At 66.5% G+C, this 15116-nt stretch carries 13 protein-coding genes; 11 read left to right on the top strand and 2 right to left on the bottom strand.

What is annotated here, in order from left to right:
• Nucleotides 1–15 precede the first annotated feature (15 nt).
• Together ACQY80_RS02775 and ACQY80_RS02770 are read right to left on the bottom strand one after the other, a co-directional pair.
• Nucleotides 16–294, bottom strand: a complete 279-nt coding sequence (locus tag ACQY80_RS02775) for a phosphopantetheine-binding protein (RefSeq protein ID WP_428683421.1) — start codon at nt 292–294, stop codon at nt 16–18.
• A complete protein-coding gene (locus ACQY80_RS02770; protein WP_428683419.1) occupies nt 291–1277 on the bottom strand; it encodes a GNAT family N-acetyltransferase in 987 nt (328 codons plus the stop codon). Before ACQY80_RS02770 ends, ACQY80_RS02775 begins: the two co-directional genes overlap by 4 nt.
• Before the next feature lie 35 nt (nt 1278–1312).
• Between ACQY80_RS02770 and ACQY80_RS02765 the strand changes: the two genes are divergently transcribed.
• The 11 genes from ACQY80_RS02765 (at nt 1313) to xrtA (ending at nt 15111) form a co-directional block, all read left to right on the top strand.
• Nucleotides 1313–2836: an acyl-CoA ligase (AMP-forming), exosortase A system-associated gene (locus ACQY80_RS02765; protein ID WP_428683417.1), complete on the top strand. Its 1524-nt coding sequence runs from the start codon at nt 1313–1315 to the stop codon at nt 2834–2836.
• Nucleotides 2833–4062, top strand: coding sequence for a pyridoxal-dependent decarboxylase, exosortase A system-associated (locus tag ACQY80_RS02760; RefSeq protein WP_428683415.1), 1230 nt, complete (start codon nt 2833–2835; stop codon nt 4060–4062). The genes ACQY80_RS02765 and ACQY80_RS02760 overlap by 4 nt, the downstream gene beginning before the upstream one ends.
• A 185-nt stretch (nt 4063–4247) precedes the next feature.
• A complete protein-coding gene (locus ACQY80_RS02755; protein WP_428683413.1) occupies nt 4248–4907 on the top strand; it encodes an XrtA/PEP-CTERM system exopolysaccharide export protein in 660 nt (219 codons plus the stop codon).
• A 50-nt stretch (nt 4908–4957) separates the two neighbouring features.
• Nucleotides 4958–6499, top strand: coding sequence for an XrtA system polysaccharide chain length determinant (locus ACQY80_RS02750; protein ID WP_428683411.1), 1542 nt, complete (start codon nt 4958–4960; stop codon nt 6497–6499).
• Nucleotides 6500–6513: 14 nt separating this feature from the next.
• Complete coding sequence (locus ACQY80_RS02745) at nt 6514–7551, top strand: AAA family ATPase (protein WP_428683409.1); 1038 nt, start codon at nt 6514–6516, stop codon at nt 7549–7551.
• On the top strand, nt 7551–9272 hold the full coding sequence (locus ACQY80_RS02740) for a hypothetical protein (protein WP_428685724.1): 1722 nt from the start codon (nt 7551–7553) through the stop codon (nt 9270–9272). The genes ACQY80_RS02745 and ACQY80_RS02740 overlap by 1 nt, the downstream gene beginning before the upstream one ends.
• A gap of 13 nt (nt 9273–9285) precedes the next feature.
• The gene (locus ACQY80_RS02735) at nt 9286–10461 is read left to right on the top strand and encodes an XrtA/PEP-CTERM system-associated ATPase (protein WP_428683407.1); all 1176 of its coding nucleotides are present in this window, start codon (nt 9286–9288) and stop codon (nt 10459–10461) included.
• Between the two features lie 45 nt (nt 10462–10506).
• Nucleotides 10507–11367: an XrtA system polysaccharide deacetylase gene (locus ACQY80_RS02730; protein WP_428683405.1), complete on the top strand. Its 861-nt coding sequence runs from the start codon at nt 10507–10509 to the stop codon at nt 11365–11367.
• Entirely contained in the window at nt 11349–12431 is a 1083-nt protein-coding gene (locus ACQY80_RS02725; RefSeq protein WP_428683403.1) for a FemAB family XrtA/PEP-CTERM system-associated protein, read from the top strand. Before ACQY80_RS02730 ends, ACQY80_RS02725 begins: the two co-directional genes overlap by 19 nt.
• Entirely contained in the window at nt 12431–13636 is a 1206-nt protein-coding gene (locus tag ACQY80_RS02720) for a TIGR03087 family PEP-CTERM/XrtA system glycosyltransferase (protein ID WP_428683401.1), read from the top strand. Before ACQY80_RS02725 ends, ACQY80_RS02720 begins: the two co-directional genes overlap by 1 nt.
• Nucleotides 13633–15111 carry an exosortase A gene (gene xrtA, locus ACQY80_RS02715; RefSeq protein WP_428683399.1) on the top strand — a complete coding sequence of 493 codons (1479 nt, stop codon included), beginning with the start codon at nt 13633–13635 and terminating at the stop codon, nt 15109–15111. Before ACQY80_RS02720 ends, xrtA begins: the two co-directional genes overlap by 4 nt.
• Nucleotides 15112–15116 lie beyond the last annotated feature (5 nt).

Here is a 15116-nt window from a genome sequence, read left to right as displayed (position 1 = left end):
GCGCATCGATCCGGATCAGTCGGTCACTTTGCGCTGCGAAAAGGCGAGCAGGTTGCCATAGGTTTCAAAGATTTCGCCGTCGATCTCGTCATCGTCGATGATGATGCCGAGACGGTCTTCCATCTCGGTCAGCACCGTTGCGACCGCCATCGAGTCGAATTCGGGCAATTCTCCGAACAGGCCGCTGTCGTCGGTCAGCGCGGCCGCGCGTTCTTCGCCAAGGCCAAGGACGTCGGCGAGCAGGGCGCGGAGGGTGGCATCGACGCCGGATGCCTTGGGGGCGATATCGGTCATGGATCTTTCCTGAGCATGGAATGGGCAAAGGCCTTGAATGCCGGCCCCCATGCCGCGACGCGCGACGGATTGAAAGCCTCGATACGCCACAGCGGGTCGTGCCGGTTCATCCAGTCGAGCTTGTAGGCGTCGTTGCCGGTACCGAAATCGATGCGGCTCACACGATCGATCTCGATGACATGGCGAAAAAGCGCCGCCGATAGCAGCGTGCCCGGTGAGGCCTTCAGGCTGTCCTCGACATGCGCGAGCTTGTGGATGAAGGCGGTGCCGTCTTCGACGGTCCAAAATTGCGCGGCGACCGGAACACCCTCGATCCGCGCGATTCCCATGCGGAAGGTGCCGCGCGCGCTTTCGCTCTCGGCAAGGGCGCGGAGCAGGGCGGGGTGGCCTTCCTCGGGCTTCCAGCTCGCGGCATAAATCTGTTCATAGGCGGCCCAGCTGCCCGGATCGAATTCGGTCAGCAGCTGGATGTCGACAATGCCCTTCTTCGCCTTGCGCTGCACCGTATTGCGCAGCGCGCCGGGGCGGCTCGCCCACCAGGCATCATGGTCCATGTCGGCAAGGTCGAGCCAGTGACGATCGCCCGCGGGCGCCGCCTTGACCCACCAGCCGGCAGATCGGAGCGCGGCGGAAATGGCCTCCTGCTCCTCGTCGCGAACGGGGTAGAGCGTCAGCCGAGCGGCTTGCTTGCGGAGATTGCGGAACAGGCCCGTGAGCGCGGCGCCATGGTTCGGCCCGGTGTAGAGCGGCCGGATGGCGAAGCTGTACCAGTTCGTCAGGCCCGCAAGATGGTCGGGCGTTTCGATACGAAGCGGGAGGAGGGCGCCCGTTTCGTGGGCTGTTCCCCGCGCATCGACCCGGCCCCGTCCGGCAAAGCCATGCGCCGCCAGCAGGTCGAACCACTCGGCCCGGTCGAAGGGCGACGCAAAGCCTGCGGCCTTCGCCGCATCATCATTAGCGTGATCTTCACCGTTCCCATGCATAGCGTGGCGCTCTATCACCACTCTCCTAACAGCCGATGACCGCTCTACAAAATCCGCCGTCGCGTCCGATCGACCATCTCGTCCAGTTTGGCGCCGCGGATGCGGCTGCCCTGCTGATCGGCGACCGGGTCACGACCTATGCCGACCTCGATGCCGGGGTCGGGCGGCTTGCGTCGTGGCTGCTCGATCAGGCCGGCGGGCCGGGCGAACGCGTCGCGAGCTGGAGCGCAAAGACGCGCTTCGCCTGTCTGATGCCGCTCGCCGCGGCGCGCGCGGGGCTGATCCATGTGCCGGTCAATCCGTTGCTGAAGGCCCCGCAGGTACGGCATATTCTGACCGACAGCGGGGCGAGGCTGCTCGTCACCAATGCGGCGCGCGCGGACACGCTCGGCGACGGCCTGCCGGACGAATGCGTGTTTCAGGATCTGAAAGTCGCCGAGGAAGTCATTGATTCTGGCGGGCAGGGCCTGCCGCTATCGATCGCCGAGCCCGACGATCTCGCCGCGATCCTTTACACCAGCGGTTCGACCGGGCGCCCCAAGGGGGTGATGCTCAGCCATGCGAACCTGTGGCTGGGCGCCGAAAGTGTCGCCTCCTATCTGAAGCTCGCTCCCGCCGACTGCGTGCTCGGCATTCTGCCGCTCAGTTTCGATTATGGGCAAAACCAGCTTCTCTCGACCTGGCATGCGGGCGCCGCCGTTGCGCCGCTTGACTATCTGACCGCGCGCGACGTCGTGAAGGCGGTCGCGCGGCACGGCATCACGACGCTCGCCGGGGTACCCCCGCTCTGGGTGCAACTCGTCGAGAGCGACTGGCCTGCCGAAACCGCGGCACTGCTGCGGCGCCTGACCAACAGCGGCGGCGCACTGACGCCGTCGCTGATCGATGCGATGCGGACGACCTTTCCGCAAGCCGACATCTATCCGATGTACGGGCTGACCGAGGCTTTCCGGTCGACGTATCTCGACCCCGGGCTCGTCGCCGCCCATCCGACCTCGATGGGCCGCGCAATCCCGCACGCCGAAATTCTCGTCTGCCGTCCGGACGGCAGCGTCGCCGATGACGACGAGCCGGGCGAACTCGTCCACGCCGGGCCGCTCGTCGCCAAAGGCTATTGGCGCGATGCGGAGCGGACGGCGCAGCGTTTCAAACCCGCACCCGCCGCCTCGCGCTATGGCGGCACCGCCGTCTGGTCGGGCGATACGGTGCGGCGCGACAAGGACGGGCTTCTCACGTTCGTCGGGCGCGACGATGCGATGATCAAGACCGCAGGCAACCGCGTCAGTCCGACCGAGGTCGAGGATGTTGCGGTCGCGTCGGGGCTGGTTTTCGAAGCGGTCGCTTTCGGCGTTCCCGACCCGCGGCTCGGCGCGGCGATCGTGTTGATCGTGCGCGGCAAGGGGGCGCGCGACGAGGACGGGCTCGCGGCGTATCTCAAACAGAATCTGCCCAATTTCATGCAGCCGCAGGCGATCGAGTGGCGCGATGCCTTGCCGCGCAATCCCAATGGCAAGCTCGACCGCGTGGCGATCGCGGCGGATTGGAAGGTGACGGCATGAAGCCCCACGGTCCGGTCCCGCCCGGTTTCGTCGCCGACGACAGTCGCATGCTGCTGGTCGGCGACATGCGCGCCGATGCGTTGGTCGAGGCGGCGGGCGACACGCCGCTGTTCGTCTATGACAGCGCGATGCTGACCGCGCGCGTCGCCGAATGGCGCGCCGCGATGCCCCCGGAGGTCCAGCTTCATTATGCGATGAAGGCGAACCCCTATGCGCCGCTGCTCGCCCATATGGCGGGGCAGGTCGATGGGCTCGACGTCGCCTCGGGCGGCGAATTGAAGGCCGCGCTAGCGAGCGGGATGGCGGCCGAACATATTAGCTTCGCCGGTCCCGGCAAGCGTGACCGCGAGCTCGAAGCCGCAATCCGCGCCGGAGCAACGCTCAATCTCGAATCCGCCGGCGAGGCGACGCGCGCGCTCGCGATCGCGGCGCGGACGGGGATCACACCGCGCCTTGCGGTTCGGGTGAATCCCGACTTCGATCTCAAGGGATCGGGGATGAAGATGGGCGGCGGCGCCAAGCCCTTCGGGGTCGACGCCAGCGAGGTTCCGGAGCTCGTCCGCCGCTTGCTCGCGATGGGCGCCGACTGGCAGGGCTTCCATATTTTTGCAGGATCGCAGGCACTTGATGCCGCCGCGATTACCGAAACGCAGGCGCAGACCGTGGCGCTCGCGGCGCGGCTGGCGAACGAGATCGGCAGCGCGCCGCCGCTCGTCAATCTGGGCGGCGGGATGGGGGTGCCCTATTTCCCTGGCGACACCGCGGTCGATGCCAAGGCGGTCGGGGCTGCATTGGGCGAAACGCTCGCGGCGCGCGATCCGATCCTCGCCGAAAGCCGCTTTGCGATGGAACTCGGCCGCTGGCTGGTGGCCGAGGCCGGGGTCTATCTGAGCCGCGTCGTCGACCGCAAGACCAGCCATGGCGAGACCTTCCTCGTCACTGACGGCGGCCTCCACCACCAGCTCGCCGCCAGCGGCAATTTCGGCACCGTGATCCGCCGCAACTATCCGATTGCGATCGCCGGCCGCTTCGGCGCCGAGCCTGCGGAGACCGTCACCGTCGTCGGCTGCCTTTGCACCCCACTCGACCGGCTGGGCGATCAAGTCGCACTTCCGCGTGCCGATGTGGGTGATCTTGTTGCGATTTTTCAGGCGGGCGCCTATGGCGCGACGGCGAGTCCGTCAGCCTTCCTCGGGCAGGGCCCGGCCCGGGAAATGCTCGTCTGACGGCCCATCAGGGTTAATTTCTGTGCCGGATCGGCACAAGGTTCGACAAGCGCGGTGCGAACTTATCCCAAGACTAACGGTATGTTCACCCTTTTCGAGCAATGGCTGACCCTGACCCAAAGGCTGTCTGCGCGGTGATTCCGGAACCGCGCGAACAACCGGGCCGCTCGAAAGGTGATTTGAACATGACGTCCTTCCCCTCGCTTCGCACCGCCAAGGCCGCGCTCATCTCGGGCATTGCCGCGACCGCGCTGACGGGCTGTGTCGGTTCCGGCGGCGGCCCTGCGCCGCAGCTGCCGAGCGCGAACTTTGTCCAGAACCAGGAAGGACCGGGCGAGGAATATATCATCGGGCCGCTCGACGAGCTCCAGATCTTCGTGTGGCGCAATCCCGAGCTTGGCGGCAAGGTTCAGGTGCGCCCCGACGGCCGCATCACGACGCCGCTGATCACCGACATGCCCGCGGTCGGCAAGACGCCGACGATGCTGCAGCAGGACATCAAGCTGCAGCTCAGCCAATATATCAATGATCCGATCGTCAGCGTGATCGTCACCAGCTTCAACAGCACCTTCTCGCAGCAGGTGCGTGTCGTCGGCGCGACCGAAAAGCCGGCATCGATCCCGTTCCGCGCCAATATGACCGTCCTCGACGCGATGATCGCCGTCGGCGGTCTTGGCGAATATGCGGCGGGCAACAAGGCACGCCTCGTCCGTTTCGACAAGGGCACGGGCAAGCAGCAGGAATTCGGCCTGCGGCTGAACGACCTCATCAAGCGCGGCGATATCAAGGCGAACGTGCGGCTTCAGCCGGGCGACGTCATCATCATCCCCGAAAGCATGTTCTGACGCGTTTCGGACGCGAGCGGATGCCCATTGCCAAGGATTGAAAGCAGACGATGAACGGCCTTTATGACGAATTCCGGGTGGCGGTGCACAGCGTCTGGTCGCGGCGCTGGCTGGTGCTCGCGGTCGCCTGGGGCATTTGCATCCTCGGCTGGCTGGCGGTCGCGTCGATCCCGAACCGCTATGACAGCCGCGCGCGCCTGCTTGTCGACGCCAACCAGATACTGCCCGACGATGCGGGCGGCGGCTCCTATTCGGGCGGCCAGCAGATCGACCAGATTCGCGAAACGCTGACCAGCGCGCGCAACCTTGAAAAGGTCGCGCTGACCACCGGGCTGATCGGCGCCGACGCCGGCGAGCGCGAGAAAGCCAGCGCGGTCGCGATGCTGCAAAAGAACATCAAGGTCGTGCCGCAGCAGCAGAATATCTTTGAAATCACCTCGGCGGTCGGGGTTGGCAGCCTGTCGGACGCCGACAATGCCAAGCTTGCCTCGGGCGTGCTCGACAGCCTGATCACCGTGTTCCGCGATGATCAGCTGCGCGGCGGCCGGATGAATGCGCGCGAAGGTCTGAAGTTTCTCGAAGCCCAGATCGCTGACCGCGAAAAGGCGCTGCGTGAAGTCGAGGCACGCCGCGGCGCGTTCGAGGCCCAGAATATCGGCCTGATCCCGGGCGGCAGCGGCTCGCCGGCGCAGCGCGTCGATGCAGCGCGCGCCGAGCTCAGCCAGATCGATTCGCAGCTTGTTTCGGCGCAGGCGCAGCTTGCGGCGGCGAACGGCCAGCTTTCCTCGACCCCGGCGACCGTCGCGGGCGGTGGTGGCGGTGTCGGCGGCGGCGTTGCGCGCCAGCAACTGGCGGGGGCACAGAATGAACTGTCGTCGATGCGCGCGCGCGGTCTGACCGACGCACATCCCGACGTGATTGCGCTCAAGAGCCAGATCGCGTCGCTGAAGGCGATCGCCGATCGCGAAGGCACTGGCGGCGGTGGTGGCGGTGTGCAGAACCCGGCCTATGCCTCGCTCGCCGCGATGCGCGCCGAACGTCAGGCGACCGTCAGCGCGCTGTCGGCGCGCAAGTCGCAGTTGATGGGCGATATCGCGAAGATCACGTCGCAGCAGATCCAGAACCCCGGCATCGCGGCCGAATATGACCGGATCAACGGCGAATATACCGCGCTGAAGACGCAGTATGACAAGCTGCTCGCGCAGCGCGAACAGGTGCGTCTGCGCGGCGAGGTGCAGACCGAAACCGACGCGATCAAGATCGAATTGCTCGATCCCCCGTCGAAGCCGACGAGCCCGGCGGCGCCGAACCGGCCGCTGTTCCTGACGCTCGTCCTGCTCGCCGGGATCGGCGGCGGCATCGGCGCGGCGTTCGGTCTCAGCCAGGTCCGCACCAGCTATGCCACCGCATCGAAGCTCGAACGTGCGAGCGGGCTGCCGGTGATCGGCTCGATCACCGAAGTCGTGACGCCCGACCGTCATATCGAGCGTCGCAAGCGCCTCGTCTGGCTTGGCGGCGGTGCGGCGGCTTTGGTGGGGCTCTATGCGCTGCTGCTGATCGCCGAATTCGTCCAGCGCGGCATGGTCGCGTGAACGGGGAAGATGACATGAACGACCAACGCCCCGTAAAGCGCCCGCCCTCGCTGCTCGAACGCGCGGCCGACATGTTCGGCCTCGATCCCGCGAAGAATGCGGCGACGATCGACGTCTCCAAACTGCCGCCCGAGCCCGAAGCCAAGCCGAAAAAGGCCAAAGCGAAGGACGCGCCCGCCGCCGAGACGCCGCATGCCGAAGTGCTGCCGCCCGAACCCGTGGTCGAGGCAGCGCCCGCTGTCGAACCCGCACCAGCGCCCAAGGCCTCGCCGCGCAAGGATATCGCCAAGGCCGCCCCTGCTGTCGTCCCGAGCCGTCAGGGCACGATCGATCGCGAACGCCTCGCTGCGCGCGGTATGGTCGTTCCCGGTGCGCCCGTTTCGGGCATCGCCGAAGAATATCGCATCGTGAAGCGCGAGATCATTCGCAATTTTGCGGGCACCTCGAACCGTCCGGTCGTGCCGCGCGGACACCGCGTGTTGATCGCATCGGCCAATCCGGGCGAGGGCAAGACCTTCTCGGCGGTCAATCTGGCGCTCAGCCTTGCGGTCGAGACCGACCATGACGTGCTGCTGATCGACGCCGACATTGCCAAGCCGAGCGTGCTCGAAGCGCTGGGGCTCGAAAACGGTCCCGGCTTGATGGACGCGCTCGCCGATCCGCATCTGCCGCTCGGCGATTGCCTGATCCAGACCGACATTCCGGGACTGAAGGTGATGCCCGCAGGCACGCAGCATATGCACGATACCGAACTGCTCGCTTCGGCACGCACCGAAACCCTGCTCGCGCAGCTCGAGGCGGGTGCGCCGGGCCGCATCGTCATTCTCGATTCGCCCCCCGTTCTCGCTGCCTCGCCGGCGGCGGTGCTCGCGGGGCATGTCGGCCAGCTCATCATGGTGGTGCGCGCCGACGAAACGCTCGAAAGCGCGCTCCGCGACGCGATCGGGCTCATGGGCGCCTGCCCGCACATCCAGCTGCTGCTCAACGGCGTGAAATTCTCGCCCGGCGGTCGCCGCTTCGGAACCTATTATGGACAAGGAGGCGCGTCGTGATGCGCACCAACTTCAGCCTGCGCCGTGGGGCGGCGCTTGCTGCGCTGCTGCTCGCCGGAACGGCGACGAGCGCTCATGCACAATTTTCTGGCGATCCCGGTTCCGGGTCGGGCGATGCGCCCGCTGCGGGCAGCGCGCCCGCTTCGGAAAGCGGCACCGATCGTCAGGCCAAGCGCGGCCAGAGCCAGCAGAAGAAGCGTCAGGTCAGCGTGACGCCCTATCTGGAGGTTGGCCAGGTTCTGTCCGCCGATCTCAAGAATGGCGGTGATGTCCTGACATACACAACCGTTGCTGCCGGGGTCGACGCCGCGATCGTGACGCGCCGCGCCGAACTGGCCGGCACGCTGCGCTATGAACATCGTTTCGGCTGGTCGGGGACCGACGATGCCGACATCGTCAGCGGCCTTGCCCGCGGCCGGGTGGAAGTATCGCGCGGCCTGAACCTCGAAGCAGGCGCGCTTGCGACGCGCACGCGCGCCGACGGGCAGGGCGCCGACAGCGGGTTGTTCCTCGGCAACAGCAACAATGTCGCCAATCTCTATTCGGTTTACGCGGGGCCGACGCTGACGCAGCGTCTTGGCGGGTTCGACGTCGGCGCGGGGTATCGCTTCGGCTATACCAAGGTCGACGTCGACACCGCGCCCGTGCTCGCGCCGGGCGCGCGGCAGCAGAATCTCTTCGAGAGCTCGACCAACCATGTCGCCTGGGCCAGCATTGGCCAGCGGCCCGGCGACCTGCCCTTCGGTTGGCAGGTTTCGGGCGGCTATGAACGCGAAGACACAAACCAGCTCGACCAGCGGTTCGAGGGCAAATATGCCCGCGCTGACGTCACGGTGCCGATCGGTCCGACCCTCGCGCTGCTCGGCGGGGTCGGCTATGAAGATATCGAGATCGGTCAGCGCGATCCGGTGCTCGACGGCAATGGCGTTCCGGTACGAGATGCGGCAGGCCGCTATGTCACCGACAAGTCGCAGCCGCGCCAGCTGTCGTTCGACACCGACGGGCTGATCTGGGACGCCGGCGTGATGTGGCAGCCGAGCCGCCGCACCTCGCTGACCGCGAAGGTCGGGCGCCGCTATGGCGACACGATCTACACGGGCAGCTTCACCTATCGTCCCGACCATGCAACGCTGTTCCAGGTCGGCGTCTATGACGGGCTGTCGAGCCTTGGTCGCGGCATGTCGAGCGGACTGTCGGCGCTGCCGACGCAGTTCGACCCGACGCGCAATCCGCTGAGCGGCGACGTCAACACCTGCGTGTTCGGCGAAGCGAGCGGCGGCTGCCTCAACAACCAGCTCGGTAACGCCAACGCCTTCCAGTATCGCAACCGCGGTATTCAGGCGATCATGACCTCGCAGTACGGGCGCTGGACCTATGGCGTCGGGGTCGGTTATGATCGGCGTCGCCTGCTGGTGCCGCGCGGCTCGGCGATCGCCAATCTCAATGGCATCACCGACGAGAGCTATTATCTGTTCCTGACCGCCGGGCGCCAGCTCGATGCGGATTCGGACATCAGCCTTGCCGGATATCTCAACTATTTCGACAATGGCTCGCCGGGCGCCGGCGACGTCCAGTCGGCGGGACTTTCGGCTTCTTACTCGCGGCGCTTCTGGCGCAGCCTGACGGGGACGGCGGCAGCATCGCTCAACGCCTTCGATCAGGACGGCTTCAACAGCCAGCTTATCGGTTCAGCCTTGGTGGGACTGCGTTACAACTTCTGATCGGGGATTTTCGATGTACGATCAATATTATGGTTTCACCGGCCGTCCGTTCCAGCTGACGCCCGACCCGGCTTTCTATTTCGAGAGCGGCACGCACCGGAAGGCAATGTCGTACCTCGGCTATGGCCTGGCGCAGGGTGAGGGCTTCATCGTCATCACCGGCGACGTCGGCGCGGGCAAGACGACGCTTGTCGGCCATCTGATGAACACGATCGATCCCAGCCGCCTGACCGCGGTCAAGCTGGTGTCGACGCAGGTCGAGGGCGACGACCTGCTCCGCCTCGTCGCCGAACAGTTCGGGATCGAATGGGAAGGGCAGAGCAAGGCCGAGCTTCTGCGCGCGATTGAGCAATATCTGCGCGAACAGGCGCGCGCCGGGCGCCGGACGCTGCTGATCGTCGACGAAGGCCAGAATCTCGCGATCTCGGCGCTCGAAGAGCTGCGCATGCTGTCGAATTTCCAGCTTGGCGACCATTCGCTGCTGCAGATTTTCCTGCTCGGCCAGCCCGAGTTCCGCCAGACGCTGTTTCACTCGCCGACACTCGAACAGTTGCGCCAGCGCGTGATTGCGACGCACCACCTCGATCCGATGGAGCCCGAGGAGGTCGAACCTTATATTCTCCACCGCCTGAAAAAGGTCGGCTGGACGGGTAATCCGAGCTTCGCGCCCGAAGCGTTCGAGCTGATCTTCGACTATAGCGATGGCGTGCCGCGCAAGCTCAACGTGCTGGTCAGCCGCCTGCTGCTGTTCGGCGCGGTCGAGGAATTGCACCGCATTTCGGCGCAGCATGTCCGCAATGTGATTGCCGAGGTAGAATCCGATCGCGGCATCGACGAAGCGAGCCTTGCGCCGCTGCCGGTCGAGGATGTGGTTGCGCACGCCGCGGCGGTCTCGACACCCGAATGGCCCGCGCCGGTACAGGGCGATCGCCCGCCCTTCGCCGCGCCGCCGGCCGAGCCCGTCGCTGCCGAACCTGCGAACGAGGATCGACTGGCGCTTGTTCCACCGCAGCCCGCGGTCGACGAAGCACAGATCGATGCCCTCAAGGAGCAGATCGCCAGCCTCGAGGCGCGTCTGGTCGAACAGGATGCCGCGCTTCGCCGCGTGCTCGATCTGCTGATCGAGTGGGTCGAACGCGATCCCGAAAATTCGCCCAACCCCGCGAAATCGCAGGTATGGGCCGCGTGACGCGCTGAACATCATCGGCTAATGTGCTGATGAAGGTGAGGAAAGATGCAGAACGGCCTGTCGGTCGACGTCGAGGACTGGTTCCAGGTCGGCGCCTTTGAGCGCACGATCGACCGCGCCGACTGGCCCGCGCTCGAATGCCGGGTCGAGGCGAACTGCGATGCGGTGTTGCAACTCTTTGCCGATGCGAACGCCAAGGGCACTTTTTTCACGCTGGGCTGGGTTGCCGAGCGCTATCCGGCGCTGATCAAACGCATTGTCGATGCCGGCCATGAACTGGCAAGCCACGGCTATGACCACAAGCGCGTCTTCACCCTGACCGCCGACGAATTCGCCGCGGACCTCAGGAAAACGCAGGCCATCCTCGAGGATCTGGGCGGCACCCCCGTGCGCGGCTATCGCGCGCCGAGCTTTTCGGTCGATACGCGCACTCCATGGGCGCATGCGGTACTCGCCGAACAGGGCTATGCCTATTCGTCGAGCGTCGCGCCGGTCGTCCACGATCATTATGGCTGGCCGCAGAGCCCGCGCCACGCATGGCGTCCGCTCGCCGACAGCGAGCTTGTCGAATGGCCGGTCACGACCGCGCGCATCGCGGGCCGCACGCTCGCGGCGGGCGGGGGCGGCTTCATGCGCTTGCTGCCCTATGGCTTCACGCGCTGGGCGATCGCGCGAATGAATGAAGAGGGGCATCCGGCGATCCTCTACTTCCATCCGTGGGAGATCGACCCCGGCCAGCCGCGCGTCGCCGATGCGCCGCTGCGTTCGAAGGTCCGCCACTATAGCGGCCTGTCGGCGATGGCCGGAAAGCTGAAGAAATTGCTTGCCGATTTCGAATGGACGCGCGCCGACGCGCTGTTGCCCGCGCAACAGCAGCGCGCGGTGTCATGGCGCGCCGCCGCGTGAATGCGCCGGTCCATCCGGTGACGCCGGGGCTTTCCGTCGCGCCGCTGAACGATGTCGCGGTCTGGGATGCCTATGTCGCGGGCCATGCCGACGCGACCCCGTTCCATAGCCGTGCCTGGTGCGAGGCGATTACCAAAGCGACCGGACACACATGCCATGTGCTGGCCGCGCGCGATGCGTCGGGCGCGATCGCCGGTCTGCTGCCGCTGCATCTTATCCGCTCGCTGCTGTTCGGGCAGGCGCTCGTGGCCAGCGGTTTTGCGGTCGATGGCGGGCTGCTCGCGAACGATGAGGTTGCGGCAGCGGCGCTTGCCGATGCGGCGGCCGCGCTCGCCGCATCGCTGGGCGTCCCGTCGGTCGAATTGCGCGGCGGTCCGCAACCCGACGGCGACGGCTGGCGCCGCGAGGAGGGGGTCTATGCCGGCTTCGCACGCGGCCTTGCTGCCGACGATGAGGCCGAACTGCTCGCAGTTCCGCGCAAGCAGCGCGCCGAAGTAAGAAAGGCGCTCGACAGCGATCTGACCGTTACGACGGGCCGCGATGCCGCCGAACGGCGCGACCATTATCGCATCTATGCGACCAGCGTCCGCAATCTCGGCACGCCGGTCTTCCCGAAGGCGCTGTTCGATGCGGTGCTCGACGCCTTTGGCGACGACGCTGACATATTGACCGTGCGCGATGGCGGGCAGGCGGTTTCGAGCGTGCTCAGCCTCTACTGGCGCGGCACGGTCATGCCCTATTGGGGCGGCGGTACCGCCGATGCGCGCAAGTTGCGCGCCAATGAGCGCATGTATTTCGCGCTGATGCTCCATGCCCGCACGAAGGGCTGCACGCGCTTCGATTTCGGCCGCTCGAAGGTCGGGACGGGGCCTTTCGCGTACAAGAAGAACTGGGGGTTCGAGCCGCAGCCTCTGGTCTATGCGCGCTGGCTCGCGCCGGGAGAAACCCCGCGTGACACCAATCCGAACAGCGCCAAATACCGGCTGCAGGTCGACCTCTGGAAAAAGCTGCCGCTGTGGGCGGCGAACCGCATCGGACCGCTGATCGCGCGCGGGCTCGGGTGATGGCCGAGATATTGTTTCTGGTGCACCGCGCACCATGGCCGCCGGATCGCGGTGACCGCATTCGCAGCTGGCATATGTTCGAGGCACTGGCAAAGCTCGCGCCGGTGCATGTCGCGGCGCTTGCCGACAATGCCGCCGATGCCGCGGCGGCGCGCGCCAAAATGGCCCCGCTTTGCAAGAGCCTGGCGATCGAGGTTCGCGGTGTGTCGCGGCTGTCTGCGCTCGCGCGGGCTGTGCTGGGCGGCGGTCCGGTCTCGAACCAGCTGTTCCGCAATGCCGCGCTGGCAGAGCATATCGACGCGTTGCTCGCGCTCGGCACAGTCACTCACATCGTCGCCTTCTCGGGCCAGATGGCGCAATATTTGCCCGCGCGGTTCGATGGTCCGGTGATCATGGATTTTGTCGACGTCGATTCCGCCAAGTTTGCGACCTATGCCGAACAGGACAAGCGCCAGCCGCTGAATTGGGTTCATACGCGTGAGGCGAAAAAGCTTGAGGCGTTCGAGGCCGATGTGGCGCGCAAGGTCGATGCCAGCCTGTTTGTCAGCGAAGCCGAGGCGGCGCTGTTTCGCGAGCGGAGCGGCCTTGGCGGCGATATCGTCTTCGCGGTCGAAAATGGGATCGACACCGATCGCTTCGATCCCGCGCTGGAACTGGACACGGCGGGTGAGGGCGAAGGCCCGCTCGCGGTGTTCACCGGCCAGATGGACTATCGCCCGAACATCGACGCGGTGCACTGGTTCGTCGCCGATATCTTCCCCCTGATCCGCAAGAGCCATCCCGCTGCGCGTTTCGCGATCGTCGGCCGCGCGCCGACCGAGGAGGTGCGCGCGCTCGGGGCCTTGCCCGGCGTGACAGTCACCGGCGAAGTGCCCGACGTCCGGCCCTGGCTCGCGGCAGCAGACGCGGTGGTCGCGCCGCTGCTGCTGGCGCGCGGGGTGCAGAACAAGTTGCTCGAAGCGATGGCAATGGCGCGGCCGGTGGTCGCCAGCGCTGCGGCCGCGACAGGGATCGATGCGGTGCCGGGTGACCATCTGCTCGTCGCCGACAGCGCCGAAGCGATGGCGACATCGGTGGCGCGCCTGTTCGACGACCGCGATGCCGCCGCCGCAATGGGCAAGGCGGCGCGCGAACGCATGATCGCACGCTACGGCTGGGACGCGCGCCTCGCGCCGCTCGTCGGCCTGCTCGGGCTCGACGCATGACCCGCTGGCAGAAGCATCTTTCCGCGCTGGCGGGCCTTTCGCTGGCGATCCTCGCAATCTTCCATGCCGATGCCGCCGACATGGCCGGTATCTGGTGGCACAGCTCGACCTTCACCCACTGTCTGCTGATGGTGCCGATGATCGGCTGGCTGGTGTCGCAGCGGACCACGCTGCTGAAACCGCTGATGCCGGTCTGGTGGTGGCCGGCGCTGATCTGGATGGCAGGTGCGGCCTTCGTCTGGCTTGTCGGCGAGGCCGCAGGCGTGGGGCTGTTCCGTCAGCTCGGGCTCGTCCTGATGCTGCAGGGTGCGGTCGCGGTGACGCTTGGGGAAAAGCTGGTACGCGGGCTGCTGTTCCCGCTCGGCTATGCGCTGCTGCTCGTGCCGTTCGGCGAGGAACTGGTGCCGCTGCTCCAGACGCTGACCGCGAAGATCAGCATTGTCCTGCTCCATTTGTCGGGGATTCCTGCCGAGATCGAGGGGGTGTTCATCACCACGCGCGCCGGCTTCTTCGAGGTGGCGGAGGCTTGCTCGGGGGTCAATTTCCTGATCGCGATGCTCGCCTATTCGGTGTTCGCGGCGCATCTCTGCTTTCGCAGTTGGACGCGGCGGATCGTCTTCGTCTCGGCGGCGCTTGCGACGACCGTGCTCGCCAACGCGCTGCGTGCCTATGGCACGATGGTCGCCGCCGAAATCTGGGGGATCGAGCGCGCGGGCGGGATCGATCATGTCTTCTATGGCTGGATCTTCTTCGGCCTCGTCATCCTGCTCGTGATGCTCGTCGCGCGGCGCTGGTTCGACCGGCCCGCGAATGACGTCGCGGTCAATGTGACGGGCCTCGACGGGACGCCGCGCTCTACCGGACCCGCGAAGGCCGTGCTTCCTGCGGCGCTTGCGCTGCCGCTGCTCTTCGCCGCCTGGGGCTGGTTGATCGGTGGCCGCTCGGCGTCGCTGCCCCAGACCATGGCGATTGCGATCCCCGCGGGTTGGGCTGCTGCCTCATCGGAGCAGATGGCGTGGATGCCGCGCTTCGATGGTGCCGACCAGCGGCTCGTGCGCCATTTTGCCGATGCGAAGGGGCGCCGCGTTACCGTCGCGATCGGCGGTTATGTCCGGCAGGCCGAGGGACGCGAGGTGGTTGCCTTCGGCCAAGGCGCGGTCGATCCCGACAGCAAATGGGCATGGAGCGCGGCGCTGGATCCCGTCGACGGGGCGAAGAGCGACCGGCTGCTGCATCCCGGCCCCGTGCTGCGCGATGCGGCGACCTGGTATGTCGTCGATGGCCGTGCCACCGGCAGTCCGCGCGCTGCGAAACTCGCGGGTCTGAAGGCGCGATTACTGGGCGGCGATCCGCGCGCGCTATCGCTGATCGTGTCGGCTGAAGAGGGTCGCGGCGGCCGCGATGCGATCACCGATTTCGTTTCCGCGTCGGGTGGAGCGCAAGCGATGGCTGACCGCGCGCTCGAAACGCGTTAAGAGCC

Origin of the sequence: Sphingopyxis sp., assembly GCF_965279755.1 — a bacterium.
Classification (GTDB): domain Bacteria; phylum Pseudomonadota; class Alphaproteobacteria; order Sphingomonadales; family Sphingomonadaceae; genus Sphingopyxis.
The sequence above is the reverse complement of the archived record's forward strand: the minus strand, read 5'-3'. Positions and strand labels throughout refer to the sequence as shown.